Annotated in this window: 17 protein-coding genes; 6 read left to right on the forward strand and 11 right to left on the reverse strand. The window is 53.6% G+C overall.

What is annotated here, in order from left to right:
- Positions 1-98: 98 nt before the first annotated feature.
- Both ahpF and ahpC read right to left on the reverse strand, forming a co-directional pair.
- Positions 99-1,664, reverse strand: coding sequence for an alkyl hydroperoxide reductase subunit F (ahpF, locus tag FDW95_RS17375; RefSeq protein WP_115259116.1), 1,566 nt, complete (start codon positions 1,662-1,664; stop codon positions 99-101).
- Between the two features lie 241 nt (positions 1,665-1,905).
- Positions 1,906-2,469, reverse strand: coding sequence for an alkyl hydroperoxide reductase subunit C (gene ahpC / locus FDW95_RS17380; RefSeq protein WP_115259117.1), 564 nt, complete (start codon positions 2,467-2,469; stop codon positions 1,906-1,908).
- Positions 2,470-2,840: 371 nt separating this feature from the next.
- Here ahpC and dsbG point away from each other — a divergent pair, with 371 nt between their 5' ends.
- From dsbG to FDW95_RS17400, 4 genes are all read left to right on the forward strand, one after another.
- The gene (gene dsbG / locus FDW95_RS17385) at positions 2,841-3,587 is read left to right on the forward strand and encodes a thiol:disulfide interchange protein DsbG (protein WP_137363558.1); all 747 of its coding nucleotides are present in this window, start codon (positions 2,841-2,843) and stop codon (positions 3,585-3,587) included.
- A 204-nt stretch (positions 3,588-3,791) separates the two neighbouring features.
- Entirely contained in the window at positions 3,792-4,697 is a 906-nt protein-coding gene (locus FDW95_RS17390) for a LysR family transcriptional regulator (protein WP_115259119.1), read from the forward strand.
- A gap of 165 nt (positions 4,698-4,862) precedes the next feature.
- The gene (locus FDW95_RS17395; protein WP_137363559.1) at positions 4,863-6,086 is read left to right on the forward strand and encodes a phosphoadenosine phosphosulfate reductase; all 1,224 of its coding nucleotides are present in this window, start codon (positions 4,863-4,865) and stop codon (positions 6,084-6,086) included.
- Positions 6,071-6,688 (forward strand): ParB/RepB/Spo0J family partition protein, encoded by a 618-nt coding sequence (locus FDW95_RS17400; protein ID WP_115259121.1) that lies wholly within the window; start codon positions 6,071-6,073, stop codon positions 6,686-6,688. The genes FDW95_RS17395 and FDW95_RS17400 overlap by 16 nt, the downstream gene beginning before the upstream one ends.
- On the opposite strand, the gene FDW95_RS17405 is transcribed toward FDW95_RS17400, so the two are convergent.
- Positions 6,689-7,849, reverse strand: coding sequence for a pyridoxal phosphate-dependent aminotransferase (locus FDW95_RS17405; protein WP_115259122.1), 1,161 nt, complete (start codon positions 7,847-7,849; stop codon positions 6,689-6,691).
- Between the two features lie 132 nt (positions 7,850-7,981).
- On the opposite strand from FDW95_RS17405, the gene FDW95_RS17410 reads away from it, so the two are divergent.
- Positions 7,982-9,070 (forward strand): oxidoreductase, encoded by a 1,089-nt coding sequence (locus FDW95_RS17410; protein ID WP_115259123.1) that lies wholly within the window; start codon positions 7,982-7,984, stop codon positions 9,068-9,070.
- A 111-nt stretch (positions 9,071-9,181) separates the two neighbouring features.
- Here FDW95_RS17410 and FDW95_RS17415 read toward each other — a convergent pair whose 3' ends face one another.
- The 7 genes from FDW95_RS17415 to entC form a co-directional block, all read right to left on the reverse strand.
- Positions 9,182-9,379, reverse strand: a complete 198-nt coding sequence (locus tag FDW95_RS17415; protein WP_096757928.1) for a YbdD/YjiX family protein — start codon at positions 9,377-9,379, stop codon at positions 9,182-9,184.
- 63 nt (positions 9,380-9,442) lie between these two features.
- On the reverse strand, positions 9,443-11,548 hold the full coding sequence (gene cstA / locus FDW95_RS17420) for a pyruvate/proton symporter CstA (protein WP_096757929.1): 2,106 nt from the start codon (positions 11,546-11,548) through the stop codon (positions 9,443-9,445).
- 184 nt (positions 11,549-11,732) lie between these two features.
- Positions 11,733-12,146, reverse strand: a complete 414-nt coding sequence (entH, locus tag FDW95_RS17425) for a proofreading thioesterase EntH (protein WP_115259979.1) — start codon at positions 12,144-12,146, stop codon at positions 11,733-11,735.
- 2 nt (positions 12,147-12,148) lie between these two features.
- Positions 12,149-12,904 carry a 2,3-dihydro-2,3-dihydroxybenzoate dehydrogenase EntA gene (gene entA, locus FDW95_RS17430; RefSeq protein WP_115259125.1) on the reverse strand — a complete coding sequence of 252 codons (756 nt, stop codon included), beginning with the start codon at positions 12,902-12,904 and terminating at the stop codon, positions 12,149-12,151.
- Positions 12,904-13,761 carry an isochorismatase gene (locus FDW95_RS17435; RefSeq protein WP_115259126.1) on the reverse strand — a complete coding sequence of 286 codons (858 nt, stop codon included), beginning with the start codon at positions 13,759-13,761 and terminating at the stop codon, positions 12,904-12,906. Before FDW95_RS17435 ends, entA begins: the two co-directional genes overlap by 1 nt.
- 12 nt (positions 13,762-13,773) lie before the next feature.
- Positions 13,774-15,384, reverse strand: a complete 1,611-nt coding sequence (gene entE, locus FDW95_RS17440; protein WP_115259127.1) for a (2,3-dihydroxybenzoyl)adenylate synthase EntE — start codon at positions 15,382-15,384, stop codon at positions 13,774-13,776.
- A gap of 33 nt (positions 15,385-15,417) precedes the next feature.
- Entirely contained in the window at positions 15,418-16,593 is a 1,176-nt protein-coding gene (gene entC / locus FDW95_RS17445) for an isochorismate synthase EntC (protein ID WP_115259128.1), read from the reverse strand.
- Between the two features lie 187 nt (positions 16,594-16,780).
- Between entC and fepB the strand changes: the two genes are divergently transcribed.
- Entirely contained in the window at positions 16,781-17,737 is a 957-nt protein-coding gene (gene fepB / locus FDW95_RS17450; RefSeq protein WP_115259129.1) for a Fe2+-enterobactin ABC transporter substrate-binding protein, read from the forward strand.
- A 27-nt stretch (positions 17,738-17,764) separates the two neighbouring features.
- Here fepB and entS read toward each other — a convergent pair whose 3' ends face one another.
- A complete protein-coding gene (gene entS, locus FDW95_RS17455) occupies positions 17,765-19,003 on the reverse strand; it encodes an enterobactin transporter EntS (protein ID WP_096757935.1) in 1,239 nt (412 codons plus the stop codon).
- Positions 19,004-19,097: the final 94 nt, after the last annotated feature.

Here is a 19,097-nt window from a genome sequence, read left to right on the forward strand (position 1 = left end):
ATTCCGCATCGATGTTATTTCATCGAATCGGTAAGCCTGAAACGCGTTTGCGACCTCAGGCATTTTCCTTCTTTTGCAGGTGAGTCTTACTTTCTTTCTTATTGTACGGTGGAGCGAATCAGGTAATCAAAGGCGCTCAGTGAGGCTTTTGCACCTTCGCCGGTAGCTATGATTATCTGTTTGTACGGCACGGTGGTGCAGTCACCCGCAGCGAAAACCCCTTTCACGCTGGTTTCACATTTGGCATCAATAATGATTTCGCCCATGCGATTACGCTCAACGGCACCTTCCAGCCAGTTGGTGTTTGGCAGCAGGCCAATCTGCACAAAAATACCCGCAAGTTCCACATTGTGGACGTCGCCGCTGACGCGATCGCGGTATTCCAGACCGGTCACCTTACTACCGTCACCCTTCACTTCAGTAGTTTGCGCATTCAGAATAATGTCGACGTTTTTCAGGCTACGCACTTTATTTTGCAGAACCTGATCAGCCTTCATTTCCGGCGCAAACTCAAGCAGCGTCACATGTTCAACTATACCGGCCAGATCGATAGCAGCTTCAACGCCCGAGTTACCGCCGCCAATCACCGCCACGCGTTTGCCTTTAAACAGTGGGCCATCACAGTGCGGGCAATAGGTTACGCCTTTGGTCCGATACTTATCTTCGCCCGGTACGTTCATGTTGCGCCATTTGGCACCGGTGGCAATAATAATGCTGCGTGCTTTTAGCACCGCGCCGGAGGCCGTTTCAATCTGGTGCAAGCCGCCTTCCTGCGCAGCAGGAACCAACTTGCTGGCGCTCTGGCTATCAATCACATCAACATCATAGTCATCAACGTGTGCTTTCAGCGCGCCTGCCAGTTTTTGACCTTCGGTTTTCGGCACCGAGATATAGTTTTCGATATCAACGGTATCCAGCACCTGACCGCCAAAGCGTTCACCCATCAAGCCGGTACGAATACCTTTACGTGCGGAATACACTGCCGCCGCCGCCCCTGCAGGACCCGAACCGACGATCAGCACATCATAGGCATCACGTTTATTCAGCTCTTCTGCCGCGCGCTTCTCAGCACCGGTATCGACTTTGGCGACGATTTCCGTCAGCGTCATTCGCCCCTGACCAAACTCTTTGCCGTTCATATACACGGCCGGAACACCCATCACGTTGCGATCGGTAATCTCATTCTGGAAAGTACCGCCATCAATCGCCGTATGCTTGATACGCGGGTTCAGCACCGACATCAGGTTCAGCGCCTGCACCACGTCAGGACAGTTGTGGCAGGACAGTGAATAATAGGTTTCAAACTCAAAATCGCCATCGAGATCGCGGATCTGCTCCAGCAGAGACTGCGCTTCTTTTGACGGATGACCACCGGTCCACAGCAGCGCCAAAACCAGAGACGTAAACTCGTGGCCCAGTGGAGAGCCGGCAAAACGCGGTCCCTGGTGAGAACCTGGATTAGTAATCAGAAACGATGGCTTACGTACTGCCAGCGTGTTGTCTTCTTTAAAGGTTACTTTCTCTGACAGTTCAGCAATTTCAGTTAGCAGTTCCTTGATTTCTGCCGATTTAGCGCTGTCATCCAGCGTAGCAATCAGCTCAACAGGTTTGGTCAGTTTCTCAAGGTAAGCCCTGAGCTGGGTTTTCATATTTGTGTCGAGCATTGTTCTTCCCTCTCTGAAAACATCATCATGCAAGCCGATTTCACGGGACTGCATCAATGCAACTTGCGTCATGATGCTGGAATAAAATGGGCGCGCCTGCGCCCATGGCTGACGTAATTTCCTAAGTATTTCGCGTCAGAGCAAGGCGGCTAGCCTGAGAATCCCCGGGAGCTTACAGAAGTAAGTGACCGGGGTAAGCAGGTGACGCCAACACGGCTATGACGTGAAAGACGACGAAAATTTAGATTTTACCGACCAGGTCCAGGGACGGCGCTAATGTCGCTTCACCCTCTTTCCACTTAGCCGGGCACACTTCGCCAGGGTGAGAAGCGACATACTGCGCGGCTTTAATTTTACGCAGCAGGTCAGACGCATCGCGGCCGATACCTTCAGCGGTAACTTCGATCGCCTGGATGATACCCTGCGGGTCAACAACGAACGTTGCACGGTCAGCCAGACCTTCATCTTCACGCATGTTGTCGAAGTTACGGGTCAGGGCGCCAGTCGGGTCACCGATCATCGCGTATTTGATTTTGGCGATGGTGTCAGAGCTGCTGTGCCAGGCTTTGTGCGTAAAGTGGGTATCGGTAGATACAGAGTAAACGTCTACGCCCAGCTTCTGCAGTTCTTCGTAATGGTCTGCCACGTCGCCCAGTTCAGTCGGGCATACGAACGTAAAATCAGCCGGGTAGAAGAAGAAAACACTCCAACGACCTTCGATATCTTTCTCGGTAACTTCGATGAACTCACCGTTTTTGAACGCCTGGTTTTTGAAAGGTTTAATTTTGGTATTAATCAAAGACATCTGTACTTCCTCCGTGTTTTCGTTGAGGGATAAGTTAACGAAAATCTTTCATCAGGGCTAATGCGTTTCCTTTATCAAATCAATAAGCGTTAACTAACAACCGACTCAACAAAATGTTGTGAAACCGTAGCAAAAAGTAAAAAGGCCCCCTTTGCAGGGAGCCCATTACCCGAGTTACCCGCAGATAACTTCAGTGCCAGCGGACTGGCTAAGTGTTGCGCTCTACATTACCTTAACAAAGGTTGTAACAGCGATTGGGATTACATCACCCCACTCAAGAAAGGGCAATCGACAGACCGTCGGTCTTACCTATGGCTGTGATAGGTTTTGCAATTCAGCCCCCTTTCCTTTTGATTTTATAAGGAAAATCAATGTTTAAACGTACATTACTCTTCGCTTTGCTCCCTGCCATCGTGCACGCCGAAGAACTCCCTGCCCCGGTAAAAGCCATCGAAAAACAGGGCATTACCATCCTCAAGCCGTTTGACGCGCCAGGTGGAATGAAAGGTTACCTGGGAAAATACCAGGATATGGGAGTGACTATCTATGTCACGCCTGACGGGAAACACGCCATTTCCGGCTACATGTATAATGAAAAAGGCGAAAACCTCAGTAATACATTGATAGAAAAAGAAATCTATGCACCTGCAGGCCGTGAAATGTGGCAGCGCATGGAAAAAGCGTCGTGGATTCTGGACGGGAAAAAAGACGCGCCGGTTATTGTCTATGTTTTCGCCGATCCCTTCTGCCCATATTGCAAACAATTTTGGCAACAGGCACGTCCATGGGTTGATTCAGGAAAAGTACAACTCCGGACATTGTTGGTCGGCGTAATCAAGCCCGAGAGTCCGGCAACCGCCGCAGCAATTCTGGCCAGCAAAGATCCGGCTAAAACATGGCATGACTATGAGGCCTCTGGCGGTAAACTCACGCTGAAAATGCCAGAGACGCCCCCTTCCGAGCAGCTGAAGGTATTGAATATCAACCAAAAATTGATGGATGATTTGGGCGCTAACGTCACGCCGGCAATCTACTACATGAGCAAAGACAACACATTACAACAGGCCGTCGGGCTGCCGGATAAAGAAAAACTGGACATTATAATGGGTAATAACTAAAACTAATATTATGAGTGATTGTTATCATTCTCATTTCAATCACTCATGATGCATTTTCTACTCGTCAAATTAATACTGACTGTGATACTTTAGTTTAAGTTAACTATTCATTAAGCGTATAAAAGATTCTTAAAAGAAATAACTTGCAATTCAAATATATAAAAATGAAATATTTCCACATAAAATAACAATGAGAATATACATATGGCTAACCTCTATGACCTTAAAAAATTCGATCTCAACCTATTGGTTATTTTTGAGTGTATTTATCAACATTTGAGTATCAGTAAGGCCGCCGAAACGCTGTATATCACGCCATCCGCCGTAAGTCAGTCGTTGCAAAGACTACGCACACAGTTTAATGACCCTCTATTTATTCGGTCTGGTAAAGGGATCACGCCTACGGTGACAGGCATTAACCTGCACCATCATCTTGAGCAAAATCTTAACAATCTGGAGCAAACGATAAATATCATGCATAGCTCCAGCCTGAAAAAGAAGTTTGTCATTTACTGCCCACAACTTGTTACCGGTTTTAATATAAAAGAGTTAATTCATTATCTGAGAGAGGATGCCGATGTCGAAATTGAACATCATGATATATTAATGTCAGCAGAAACGGCTGAAAACATATTGGCTTATCGCAAAGCAGATCTGGTCGCTACTATTGTACCCGTGCGCAATCGTTCCATTATCTGCGCCCCGTTCAAAACCATCGAAGGTGTATTGGTTTGCAGTAGCAACCACCCCAGAATAAATGCTTCAAGCACACTTAAACAAGTACTGGAAGAACAGTTTACCTCTCTTCTCTCTGAAGAACTGGGTATGAAAGAGTACCAGTCAAAAACTAACGAATTTATGGCCAATCGTAATATAGGGTTTAGCAGCGACTCTCTTATTTCAATTACCAACGTCATTTCCAGCACTGATATCATCGGTATTATTCCCAGAGTCATTTTCGAGCACTACGCACCTATTTTCAATCTAAAAGAAATAGATATTGGTATAAAGATACCGTCAGCCGAACTTTTTCTGATGTATAATCGCGCCTCACTTAACAACAGCGGCTTTGCTGAATATATAAAAAGAATTATACCCGCTAGCGAATGAGCCAACATCGTTTATTTTTTAATTCAATACATGCGCGATATGAATCAATGGAACCCATACACCAAGTAAATATATTTAAAAAAGTTGCGTGACCCGTAAATTAGCATATCTTATTACAACCATTTATTATGTATAAAAATAATAAAGTTACGACCTGAGCTTGATATGTCTGTTTATAAAATACCGCTAAGTAAAAATGTACTTGAAGCCGCTCAGGAGCGCATTACGTGGACGCTGGAAACGCTGCCGCGCATTTGTGTTTCATTATCAGGTGGCAAAGATTCAGGGGTGATGTTGCATCTGACGGCCACACTGGCCCGTCAGATGCATAAAAAAATTCACGTATTATTTATCGACTGGGAGGCCCAGTTTTCCTGCACTATCGACTATGTGCAGGCATTGCGCGAACATTACTCCGACGTTATTGAACGGTTTTATTGGGTCGCCTTGCCGTTAACCACGCAAAATTCACTCTCGCAATTTCAGCCGGAATGGCAGTGCTGGGAGCCGAATACGCAATGGGTTCGCCAACCGCCAGCAGATGCCATTACCGATCCCCAGTTCTTCCATTTCTATCAGACCGGAATGACCTTTGAACAATTCGTTCGCGAGTTCGCTGACTGGTTTTCAGAAAAGCGGCCGGCCGCAATGCTGGTCGGGATCCGTGCCGACGAGTCATATAATCGCTTTGTCGCGATTGCCAATTCACATAAGCAGCGCTTTGCCGATGATAAACCCTGGACCACCGCCGCGCCTGGGGGACATACCTGGTACATTTATCCCATCTATGATTGGAAAACGGCCGATATCTGGACCTGGTTTGCTAAAACAAATATGACATGCAACCCCTTGTATAACCTGATGTACCAGGCCGGTGTCCCGACGCGATACATGCGCATTTACGAACCCTTTGGCCCGGAACAACGCCAGGGCCTTTGGCTCTATCACGTTATTGAACCGCAGCGATGGGCAGCCATGTGCGCCCGCGTGAGCGGCGTTAAAAGCGGGGGTATTTATGCCGGTCATGACAACCATTTTTACGGACACCGGAAAATATTAAAACCGGATCATTTAAGCTGGCAAGAGTACGCCATGCTGCTACTAAACAGCATGCCAGAACAGACAGCTGAGCACTATCGCAACAAAATCGCCGTCTATATTCAGTGGTATAAGAAAAAAGGTATGACCGATATCCCGCAAAATCAAGACGGTGATATTGGGTCCAGAGATATCCCCTCATGGCGGCGAATCTGCAAAGTCCTGCTGAATAATGATTACTGGTGTCGGGCGCTTTCTTTTAGTCCAACAAAGTCAAAAAGCTACCAACGCTATAACGAACGCATGAAAACAAAACGTCAGGAATGGGGGATTTTATGCAACAACGATTAACACAGGAGCTCCTCGGTTTTCTTTCTGAACTCCCCGAAAAAGAGCGAATTGAGGCCATAAATGAATTCAGAATAGCCATCCACAGCGTCAGTCCTTTTCGCGAAGAGCCGGTAGATTGTGTGTTATGGGTCGAAGGAAATCATATTACGCCTAACGACTACAACCCTAATAACGTGGCGCCGCCGGAGAAAAGACTGCTGCTGAAATCCATCGAGGCAGATGGATTTACCCAACCCATCGTTGTGGTTCACTCAACGGAAGAAGAATATGAAATCATTGATGGTTTTCATCGACATGAATTAGGCAAAAGCAAACCCTCGCTGAGATCCCGACTAAAAGGTTATTTACCCATCACCTGCTTGCAGCGTGAACGGCATGAACGTATGGCGGCAACGATTCGTCACAACCGTGCTCACGGACGGCATCAAATCCACGCCATGTCTGAAATTGTCCGTGAATTATCACTCCTCGGCTGGAGTGAAGAAAAAATCGGTAAAGACCTCGGGATGGACAGTGATGAGGTATTACGTCTCAAGCAAATCAACGGTCTGCAAGAATTGTTCGCCGACCGCCGATTCTCCAAAGCCTGGACGGTGAAGTAACTACAACGCGGCCAGGCGTTCTGCTGCCGCCAACAGCGTCGATTCCTGCTTGGCAAAACACAGGCGAATCAACTTGTGTGGGAAAGGATCGGCGCAAAAAACTGACAGAGGGATCGCTGCTACCCCCACCTCTTTGGTCAGCCACTGGCAAAACGCCACATCATCGAGATCCGAGACGGCACTGTAATCGATCAGCAAAAAATACGTCCCTTCGCAGGGCAAAATGTCCAAACGACTGTCACGGAGTGCGTTCACCAGCACATCACGTTTTCGCTGATAAAACGCGGGCAGGTCGCGGTAATGCGTTGGGTCGGCCCGCAGCATATCCGCCAGTGCCAACTGCGCTGGCGTATTGACCGAGAAGGTCAAATACTGGTGTACCTTACGTAATTCGACGCTGATGTTTTTTGGCGCCACACAGTACCCGACTTTCCAGCCGGTCATATGGTAGGTTTTGCCGAATGATGAGACCGCAACCGCACGCTCGCGCAGCTGCGGATGTGCCAGCACGCTGGCATGCCCTTGCGCGGCAAAGCAGATGTGTTCATAGACTTCATCGCTTACCACAAAAATATCGCGTGCTTTAATGGCCTGCCACAGCGCATCAAAGTCTGCTTTTTGCCAGACGGTGGCAGAGGGGTTATGCGGTGTATTGAGGATCACCAGTCGGGTCCTGTCGCTCAACAACGCGGTAAATGCCTGCCAGTCCACGCGAAAAGACGGCGGCTGCAGCGCGATACGTTTAACCACGCCACCAGATAGCGCCACCGCAGGCGCATAGCTGTCATAGCTCGGGTCAAAACAAATCACCTCATCGCCGGGTCGCACTAAGGCCGTAATCGCCGAGTACAATGCTTCCGTCGCTCCCGCCGTCACCGTAACCTCACTGTCAGCATCCGGTTTATAGCCGTATAACTCGGCGGTTTTGTCGGCGATGGCTTCACGCAGCGACTGCACACCTGTCATGGGGGCATATTGGTTCGCCCCTTGCGCTACATGGTACGCCAGGCGTTCTTGCAGATAGTGCGGACCGTCAAAATCCGGGAATCCCTGCGACAGGTTAATCGCCTGATGTTCCTGTGCCAGGGCGCTCATTTGCGAGAATATGGTAGTGCCTAAATTGGGGAGTTTGCTTTGCACAATCAGCGAGTTATTACTCATTATTGTTATCCTGACGTGTGATGTTGTGGTTGAAGCCACTATAACACGATGTTAGTATTTGGCAATCAAGACGTTTAGACGTCTATATAAAAATAACCTGCGTGGACAGGACAGCCAAAAGGACAACACAACATGAGTCAGAGCGAAATTCGCGTCGTCGTCGGCCCGGCCAATTACTTTTCCCATACCGGCAGCCTGTCCAGACTGCATAATTTCTTCACCGCCGACATACTGTCGCGCGCCGTCTGGGTGTATGGCGAGCGTGCTATCGCCGCTGCCCGTCCCTATCTGCCTGGCGCATTTAATTGTGACGGGGCAAAGCACCTGCTGTTTACCGGTCATTGCAGCGAAACAGACGTTCAGCAACTGGCAGAAGATGCCGGTGATCACCGCAGCGTGGTGATTGGCGTGGGCGGCGGCACATTACTCGACACCGCCAAAGCGCTGGCCCGTCGTCTCGGTTTGCCTTTCGTGGCGATCCCAACCATTGCCGCGACCTGTGCGGCCTGGACGCCGCTCTCCGTGTGGTACAACGATGCCGGTCAGGCGCTGCACTTCGACATTTTCGATGACGCCAACTTTCTGGTGCTGGTGGAGCCGCAGATAATCCTCAATGCACCAGAGGAATACTTACTCGCGGGCATCGGCGACACGCTGGCGAAGTGGTACGAAGCAGTCGTGCTGGCACCGCAGCCCGAAACGTTGCCGCTGACCGTGCGCCTGGGGATTAACGGCGCGCTGGCTATTCGCGACGTGCTGCTGGAATACAGCGAGCAGGCGCTGGCTGATAAAAAGCAGGGGAAACTGAGTCAGGCGTTTTGTGATGTGGTGGATGCAATCATTGCCGGCGGCGGCATGGTGGGCGGTCTGGGCGAGCGTTACACCCGCGTGGCGGCGGCACATTCGGTGCATAACGGTCTGACGGTGCTCCCGCAGACGGAGGCGTTTTTACACGGTACCAAAGTGGCCTACGGCATCCTGGTACAGAGTGCGCTGCTGGGGCAAGACGATGTACTGGCTCAACTCACTTCAGCCTACCAGCGTTTCAATTTACCCACCCGGTTGGCCCAGTTAGACGTGGATATAAATAACCGTGCTGAGATCGATAAGGTGATTGCGCACACATTGCGCCCGGTGGAATCCATTCACGCGCTGCCGGTCACGTTAACACCAGAAACGCTGCGCGCGGCGTTTGAGAAGGTGGAGTCGTTTACGGTGTGAGTGCGATGTGGGTTACCTGATGGTGGGTTGCCTGATGGCGGCTTCGCCTTATCAGGCCTACGCAATGCGGTGTTGTAGGCCGGATAAGCGTCAGCGCCATCCGGCAAAAAATCAACAGCACTTCGCGCCGCCTTTGCCCCCATAGCGCGCATCCTGACGCTCACGGAAGAATTCTTCGTAGGTCATCGGCGCCTGCTCCGGATGCGTGACGCGCATATGCTCAACATAGTTGTCATAATCCGGCACGCCAATCATCAGGCGGGCGGTTTGACCTAAATATTTCCCGGCTTTTGCGAGTGTTTCAAACATAGTCATTCCCTGTCATGCAAACGCCCTCCCCGCTGCGGAGAGGGCTTGTGGGTTATGAGAATATTAGTGCGCGCCTTTCGCCTGCGCTACGATTTCTTCGACATTCTCTGGCATCGGTTCGTACGGCGTTTCTTTTGACGTCGGTTTGTCCTCTTTCAGCGCAGCCCTCGCCGTTTTAATGGCGAACAGACCCAGAACCACCACCACCACCATGAAGAAGATGGTCAGTCCAGCATCCAGACGGTTGTTAAACACCAATTGTGAAAGCTGCGACTGGGTGTATTGCGCCGGAATGTTACCGCTATCGATCATCGCCTGGAACTTGTTGGCGATCGCCAGGAAGCCAATTTTGGTATCCGGGCTAAAAGCTTTCTGCCAGCCGGCGGTCAGAGTACAAATCAGCAGCCAGGCGGTTGGCACCAGCGCCACCCATGCGTAGCGCTGACGTTTCATCTTGAACAGTACCACCGCACACAGCATCAGCGCCATGCCAGCCAGCATCTGGTTGGCGATACCAAACAGCGGCCACAGGGTGTTGATACCGCCTAATGGATCCACCACGCCCTGGTGCAGGAAGTAACCCCAGGCCAGCACGCACAGCGCCGTTGCCAACAGGTTCGCAGGCAGTGAATCAGTACGCTTCAGGCCTGGTGACACCACGCCCAACAGGTCCTGCAACATAAAGCGTGCAGCACGCGTACCGGCATCGACCGCGGTCAGAATAAACAGGGCTTCGAACAGAATAGCGAAGTGATACCAGAACGACACATCCATCATGCCACCCAGCGCACCGTGCAGAATGTACGCCATCCCTACCGCCAGAGTAGGCGCACCGCCCGCACGAGAAATAATGGATTGCTCGCCCACTTCGTTAGCGATTTGATGCAGGGTATCCGGAGTAATGGCAAAGCCCCAGCTACTGACCACCTGCGCCGCAGAAGCGACCACATCCACCGTGCCTGCAGGTGCCAGCACCGCCATCGGGCTGTTCATCGCAAAGTACACGCCCGGATCGATGATACACGCAGAGACCAGCGCCATGATGGCGACAAAGGACTCCATCAGCATCCCGCCGTAGCCGATAAAACAAGCCTGCCCTTCATTTGCCAGCATCTTCGGCGTGGTGCCGGACGCAATCAGCGCATGGAAGCCAGAAACCGCCCCGCAGGCAATGGTAATAAACAGGAATGGGAACAGGTTGCCCGTCCACACCGGACCGGTACCGTCAACGAATTTGGTCAGCGCAGGCATGGTCAGCGTTGGACGCATGATCAGAATGCCCACCGCCAGACCGACAATAGTACCAATCTTCAGGAAGGTAGACAGGTAGTCACGCGGTGCCAGCAGCAGCCACACCGGCAGCACGGCGGCCACGAAGCCGTAACCCACCAGCATCCAGGTTAGCTGTACACCGGTAAAGTCAAAGTACGGTGCCCAGGTTGGGCTTTCAGCCACCCAGCCGCCGGAAATAATGGCAAACACCAGGAATACCAGGCCGATAATCGACACCTCACCAATGCGACCCGGACGCAGATAGCGCAGGTAAATGCCCATAAAGATCGCCAGCGGGATGGTAAACGCTACGGTGTAGGTTCCCCACGGGCTGTGGGTCAGCGCTTTCACGACGATCATCGCCAACACCGCGAGGATAATCACCATGATCATAAAACAGGCCACCAGCGCAATCACGCCCGCCGTTGGGCCCATCTCTTCTTTCACCAGTTCGCCCAGGGAACGACCATCGCGACGGGTGGAGACAAACAGCACCATAAAGTCCTGCACCGCGCCCGCCAGTACCACCCCGGCCAGTAGCCAGATCATGCCCGGCAGGTAGCCCATTTGCGCTGCCAGCACCGGTCCGACTAACGGACCCGCTCCGGCAATCGCCGCAAAGTGGTGACCAAACAATACTTTTTTATCGGTAGGAACGTAATCCAGACCGTCGTTATGCCGCACGGCTGGCGTCATACGCGTCGGGTCCAGTGCCAGCACATTTTTCGCGATGTACAGGCCATAAAAACGGTAGGCAATAAGATAGACACAGACCGACGCCACCACAATCCACAGCGCGTTGATCTGTTCACCACGGTTTAACGCAATATATCCCAGGGCAAATGCTCCGATAACGGAGAGCAATGTCCAGAGAAGGTATTTCCCTGATTTATTCATGGTTGTTGTCCGTTTGCGTGATCCAGAAAGATGTTACATTTTGTTTCTATAACACCTTTCCTGAATTTAACAACCTGACAACTACATAAACCCGAGACTCTACTGACTATTTACATTGCATTGTTAACTAGATCACTTCATTTACCTGTTAAGCCTGCAATTTCATTTTACGATGTCGGCAATGTCACCCCATCACCGCCGTGCCTAAGCGACAGGTACAGCAGCGCCGTCCTTGCTCATCAAAAATCACGATCTCCCAGCTTTGGTTCTGCCGCCCGAGATGCAGCGGCTGACAAACGCCGCGCACTTTTCCCTGCGATACCGCACGATGGTGGGTAGCATTGAGTTCCGTACCGACCACACATTGTCCATCGCGGGTCATCATGTAGCCCGCCATCGATCCCAGCGTTTCCGCCAGTGCCGCCGACGCGCCACCGTGTAGCAGACCAAACGGCTGATGGGTACGATGGTCCACCGGCATTTCAGCTTCCAACACGTCATCGCCCAGCCGGGTATAGACCACGCCTAAATGCGCCACCAACGTGTTCTGGCTGGTGGCATTGAGTTCATCGAGCGTGAGGTGTCGTTTCCAGATCATCATTACGCTCCCAGCGTCGAGCCGCCGTCCACCACGATATCCTGCAAGGTGATATGGCTGGCCAGATCGGAGGCGAGGAATAAGACAGTGTTGGCGATTTCCTGCGGACGAGCAATCTTACCCAACGGAATGCCGAGCTTAAACTGCTCGCCAAACCCGCGAATACGCTGCTGTTCGGCGTCGTCACTGACCCACAGCGTACGTTGCATATCGGTGTCGGTCGACCCCGGCGAAACCACATTACAGCGCACGCCACTCGTAGCCAGTTCCAGACCGACGGTCAATGCCAGGCTTTTCAGCGCGGCTTTTGACGCGCCGTAAGCGCTCATACCGATGCGTGGCGTATGTGCCGCATCCGATGCAACGGTGACTATCGCCCCGCCCTGCTGGCGGCGAAACTGCGCCATGGTGTGCTGAAACAGATTGAACGCGCCGCCCACATTGACAGCGAAGGTCTGCTGCCAGTCCTCAACGCTCAGCGCGTCGGTTGGCCCCATACGTAAAATCCCGGCGGCGTTGACCAGCACGTCCAGCCGCTCGGTGTTCGCCAGCAAGCGCTCGCACACCTGCGCCACCTGCCGGGCATCTGCCACATTCATCACCTCGGTGGCAAACGGATAAGCTTCACCGTCAAACGCCAGATCGAAGCCGGTCACCCGCGCACCCGCGTCAACAAACGCCAGCGCCGTGGTGTAACCAATGCCTTTTCCTGCGCCGGTGACCCAGACGGTTTTGCCTGTGAAATCAAACCCAACCATTACTTCACCTCGCGGGAAAGCAGTTTCCACCAGGCGTCAATGGTCGGATTTTTCGCCAGCATCACGAAGTCGATATCGCCATGCACTTTACGCCAGCGGGCGGCCAGCGCCATCATCCGTACCGAATCCAGACCGTAGTCGATCAGATTTTCGTCATCCAGCGGCTCATCGGATTCATCCAGCAACGGCAGAATAACGCTGCGTAGCGCCTCTTTACTGGCAGGCACCGGCGTTGGCAAGAGTTCCTGCGTCATCACCACCCGCCCAGAGCGTCCGGCAACATATTTCAGCGACATCAGGTGTTCATCGCGGCTAAAGTCAGCCAACGCATCGGCCACCATAAACGGCTTAATGTCGCGCATGAACGCGTCGGTTGCGGTGGTCATACAGCCAATATGCGCGTAGACGCCGGTAATAATCAGCTGATTACGCCCAGTTTCTTTCAGCATCTGTTCCAGCGGGGAGCGATGAAACGCGCTGTAGCGCCATTTCACCAGGATTGTATCCGCTTCGTCCGGGGCCAGCGCGTCGACAATCTTCTGCTGTTCCGGCGAGCGCGTCAGCCCCGGTCCCCACATATCGTTCAACAGGGCACGGTCTTCATCGCTTTGATCTTTCGGCTGGGCAGTGTAATAGACCGGAATGTTATGCGCTTTGCAGTACTGGCGCAGCGCGGCAATATTGGCCACTACCTGCTCCATCATCGGGCAGTTATCGCCCCAAAAACCGATAAAATAGTCCTGCATGTCGTGGATCAGCAGCGCAGCACGCTCGGGTTCAAACGCCCAGTCAACTTTATTGGCGGGAACATCAAGCGCGGTGGGCAGCGCATAAGCCTGCAGTTTAGGAATTGCCATATCTTTTCTCCTTCAGGCCAGTGAACGTGATGCCAGCCACTGACGTAATTGTTTTTTATCCACTTTCCCGACCGGGGTCAGCGGCAGCGACGCCACGCACTCGACGCGGTCCGGTAATTTGAACTCCGCCACGCCCTGCTCACGCAGGAAACGACGCACCTGAACTGCGCGCAGCGGTTCTTTCACCACCAGACAGGCACAGCTTTTCTCGCCCATCAGCTCATCATCCACGCTGACCAGCGCCGCATGAACCACCGCCGGGTGGCGCAGTAACAGGTTTTCTATCTCTTCGGCGGCGATCTTCTCCCCGCCCCGGTTGATCTGATCCTTCTCGCGCCCTTGTACGGTGATGTAACCATCATGATCGATGGCGATCAGGTCGCCTGAGCAGTAGAACCCGTTGGCATCAAAGGCGCTGGCGTTGTGTTCAGGACTGTTGAAATAGCCGCGGAAGGTATACGGCCCGCGCGTCATCAGGCGTCCGGTCTCACCCTGCGGCAAAGGATTACCGTCGGCATCGGCCACCCAGACCTCGTCATCCGGGCACATCGGGCGTCCCTGGGTATTGATGATTCGCTCAGGACTGTCGTCCAGACGGGTGTAGTTCACCAGCCCTTCCGCCATGCCGAAGACCTGCTGTAACTGACAGCCGATCTCTGCCGGAATACGGGCGGCAAGCGAAGCAGAAAGCCTCGCCCCACCGACCTGCAACAGTTTCAGCGATGCCAGTTGCGCATGACTGCCCCATTCTGCAATCGCCTGCAGCCACAGGCTTACCGCCGGGGGAACCAGCGCCGTGACGTTAACCTGATGCTTCTCAATCAGCGGGAAGCACAGCGTGGCGCTCGGGTCCGTCGCCAGCACCACGGTTCCACCGGCGAGGAACACGCCCAGCGCGCCCGGTGAGCTCATGGCGTAGTTATGCGCGGCCGGGATCGCACACAGATAGCGCGTTTCTTCGGTAAAATGGCAAATTTCGTTGCTGCGCCGCACGCTGTAGTAATAATCGTTATGGGTACGCGGGATCAGCTTCGGCGTCCCGGTGGTGCCACCGGAAAGTTGGAAATACGCCACTTCATCGGCAGGCGATGGCGTGGCGGTAAAATCGTGAGCAGGCTGGCTTATCGCATTTTGCAGGTTGTGTTCACCCTCGTCATTGAGCAGCAGCACCACGCGTAGCGAGCTGTGTTCACTCACAAATGCGTTCAGGAAGTCATCCGCAGCAAACAGCGCATGTGCGCGGTCAGCAATCAGCAGCACCGGTTTGATTTGCGTCGCGTAGGCGTTGAGCTCAGTGCGTTGATGGCTGTACAACCCAAAAACGGGAGCCACGCCCAGCTTGAGCAGCGCAAAGAAGGTGATATACAGCTCCGCCACATTGCCCAACTGCACCAGCGCGGTTTCACCGGGTTTAATGCCCTGACGACGCAGGCTGCTGGCAAGATTGTCCGCCGCCTGGTTAAGGTGGCGGTAGCTCAGATGCCGCGATCCATCAATCACCGCCGTATGGTCACTGTCGGCATGACGGGTCAGAATGTCGGTCAGCGGCAGATCCTGCCAGTAGCCTTTTTCACGGTAACGGCGGGCAAACTCTTCCGGCCAACGGGTGAAAGGAATACTCATTATCGCTCCTTAGAGGCCTGTTCAATAAGGCTCTTAATGCAGTCCAAAAACATTCAACATGGTCGAAAGCTTGGCACCCGTTTCACGCCATTCGGCAACCGGGGAAGAGGCAGGCACAATGCCGGCACCGGCGAAGAAACGCACCTGATTACGCAACAGCTTCGCGCAGCGGATCGTCACCACCCACTCGCCATTGCCCTGCGCATCACACCAGCCGACAATGCCGCCAAACAGTTCGCGCTCGAACGGCTCCAGCTCGGCAATCAGTTTCTGCGCAACGTGATGTGGAAAACCGCTCAGCGCTGGCGTCGGGTGCAGCAGGCAGGCCAGCGTCAGGGCGTTTTCCTCGGGATTAGCCTGACCCTCAAATGGCGTACCGAGATGCCAGAGCGTGGGCGTGGTGACCAGTTGAGGAGAAGACGGCAGTTGCAGTTCACGACTGCGATCGCGCAGTACCGTTTTCATAGCCTGCGTCACGAGATCGTGTTCATGGCGGTCTTTCTCGGAGGCCAACAGGCGGATCCCGGCTTCTCTGTCCAATACGTCATCCGGCTGACGCCGCGCCGAACCCGCCAGTGGCAATGAACTGAAATGGTTACCGTCTTTACGTAACAGCAACTCCGGACTGGCGCCGATCAATACGCCGCCATCTTCGATCGGCACATGGAAGTTATAACTTGCCGGATTTTGCGCCACCAGACGCTCCAGCAGCGCACCGCTGTCAATGTTGGCGTCGGCGGTGATATCGATCAGCCGCGACAACACCACTTTGTCCACTTCCGGGGTGGCGGTCCGGGCCGCCGCCTGGGCGACCATGTGTTCAAATACGTCCTGTTCAGGAATCGCTTTACGTTCCACGACGCTCAGCGACTGATGCGCGGTAAAGTAGCGCGACGATTGTTGCTTCGCCGTGCGGGAGAAGCTCTGCCAGGACCGGGGGATAAACAGCGACGATGGCTGGCGGGTATCAAAGGGGATGGCCCCAACCATGATGGGATTCGCGATACCCTGCGATTTGGCATCGGCAAACAGGGCGTGCATTTTTTGCTGGAACGGGCTGTCCGGTGAATCCCCATCAACTGCCGGTTCCGCATAGCGGGCAAAGCATCCTGACGTCGTAAAGCTACGGTACGGCGACATAAAGAAAAAACTGTCGGGAGCGAGTGTTGCCATAGTCTGCGGTATTTCCTCGGCCAGTGACGTATCCATATCATCCTCCAAAAATGATAAAGGTTTTAATAATGATTATCATTTATATTTTCGGTCGCTAACCTAAAAGCAAAGCGCCGGTATGTCAACTCTTGCCGTCACACAATGTGCGACTTAGGCTTGCATCCCTGTCCGCTAACAATGAAAATGAGAAGCATTAACTACATTGATAACAGGAAACTTATTCGTGCGACTCCCCGCGTTTTACCGAACGGCGCTCTTATTGGTTGGGCTGTCTCTTTCAGGAATTTCTTTAAGCCATGCTGCTGACTGGCCGCGTCAGGTCACCGACAGCCGTGGGATTCATACGCTGGAACAGAAGCCACAGCGCATTGTCTCCACCAGCGTGACGCTGACCGGGTCGCTGCTGGCCATTGATGCGCCAATTATCGCCAGCGGGGCCACCACGCCGAATAACCGCATCGGCGATGCACAGGGTTTTTTACGCCAGTGGAGCGAGGTGGCAAAAGCCCGCAAGCTGAGCCGTCTGTATATTGGCGAACCGAGCGCCGAGGCCGTTGCCGCACAAATGCCGGACCTGATTCTGATCAGCGCCACCGGCGGTGATTCTGCCCTCGCCCTGTACGATCAGCTGTCCACCATTGCCCCCACGCTTATTATTAATTACGACGACAAAAGCTGGCAGTCGCTGCTGACGCAGTTAGGTGAGATCACCGGGCATGAACAACAGGCGGCGGCACGCATTGCCGAGTTTGATAAGCAGTTGCAGGCGGTTAAGCAGCGCATTACCCTGCCGCCACAGCCGGTCAGCGCGCTGGTGTACACCGCCGCCGCGCACAGCGCCAACCTGTGGACGCCAGAGTCTGCGCAGGGCCAGCTGATGGAGCAGCTCGGTTTCACGCTGGCACCGCTGCCTGCCGGACTGCATACCAGCCAGAGTCAGGGCAAACGTCACGACATTGTGCAGCTTGGCGGTGAGAATCTGGCAACCGGACTGAACGGCGAGGCGCTGTTCCTGTTTGCGGGCGACAGCAAAGATGCCGACGCCATTTACGCTAACCCGCTGTTGGCACACCTGCCTGCCGTGCAGAATAAACGCGTCTACGCACTGGGCACTGAAACCTTCCGTCTGGATTACTACAGCGCCACGCTGCTGCTGCAACGCCTCTCCGCACTGTTTTAATCTTTAGTGCCGGATAAGGTTTACGCCTTATCCGGCATTCACCGGCATCTGCCGAAAACGACGGACCTCACTCAACAGCAACAGCAGCAACAGTCCAACGATAGCCAGGCCGAATCCACTGACGCTTGCCGACGCGACCGGCGTCATCATCGCACCCAAACCGCCTAACAGCGCTGCGCCGATGGCATCACCGGTGACGTTCTGTGCGGTCCACAAACCGTTAATGCGCCCGAGCATCGCTTCCGGCGTCTGCGTCTGTAACAGGGTGTACTGCAACAGAGAACTCACCGCGCTCAGCCAGCCAAACAGCGCCAGGCAGACCACGCCCAATTGCCAGACCGGCATCAGTCCAAACAGACCAATTGCGAGGAAGGACGCCACGGTCGACGTCAGCATAATCAAACCAGGACGCACGCTGTGCGCCAGTTGCCCGCTGGTCAATGCGCCGATGGCGGCACCCAGCGGGATCGCCGCATACAGCAGACCAATCTGGGCGCTCGACATCTGCCAGCTCATCGCCAGCGCCGGGTAAAGTACGCGCACAGCGCTGGCCATGGTCAGCAGGCCGCCCAACAGCGCAATGCCGCCAATCAGCGGACTGGCAAGCAGGAAACGAAATGCTGCCAGCAGGGATTTCAATGGGTGTTCACGTGGCTGGGGCGGCGGCGGTAATGCAGGAAGGCTCAACAACGGCAGTAAGGTAATAAAAGTGCCTGCCGCCGCCAGACCATAGTTCCAGGCCACGCCGCCGGTGGCGAGCAGTACCCCACCTACCATCGGCGATATCACCGATCCCAGGCGCACCGTCAGCATGGTGATGGCCCCCGCCTGCATCAGGTTTTCACGCCCAACCAGCGCCGGCGTTGCCGCCAGCAGCGCCGTAACGCCCAATGAAGCAAAAAAGCCGTCCCATAAACCGAGGATATAAATTGCCAGCAGCGACGGTTCCGGGAGCAGCGCATTCAGACACAGACCAATAAAGCCAATGCCGCAGGTGCCACGCGCCAGCAGGATCACTTTTTTACGCTCATAGCGGTCGGCCAGCACGCCGCCGATCATCAAGCCAATAAACATCGCGCTGCCGGTGAGCGTTACCGACAAACCAACCTGCCAGGTTGACTGTGTCATCATCTGGATCTGTACCGGCACCGCCACGCCGAGTAGTCCCAGAGAGACGATGGAAATAAAACGGGCAAGGAAAACGGCGCGAAATGCAGGGTGGGTCTTTAGCAGGCTGAGATTGAGCAGCCAGGATTGTCGATTCATTACAGAGCCTTACCAGGTACTTTTTCAATATCCATTCAATGGCTGCACATGCTAACATACCTAAATAAGATCGATAACGATAATTACTATCATT

Origin of the sequence: Citrobacter sp. wls718 (assembly GCF_005280945.1) — a bacterium.
In the GTDB taxonomy this organism is placed as follows: Bacteria; Pseudomonadota; Gammaproteobacteria; order Enterobacterales; family Enterobacteriaceae; genus Citrobacter; species Citrobacter gillenii.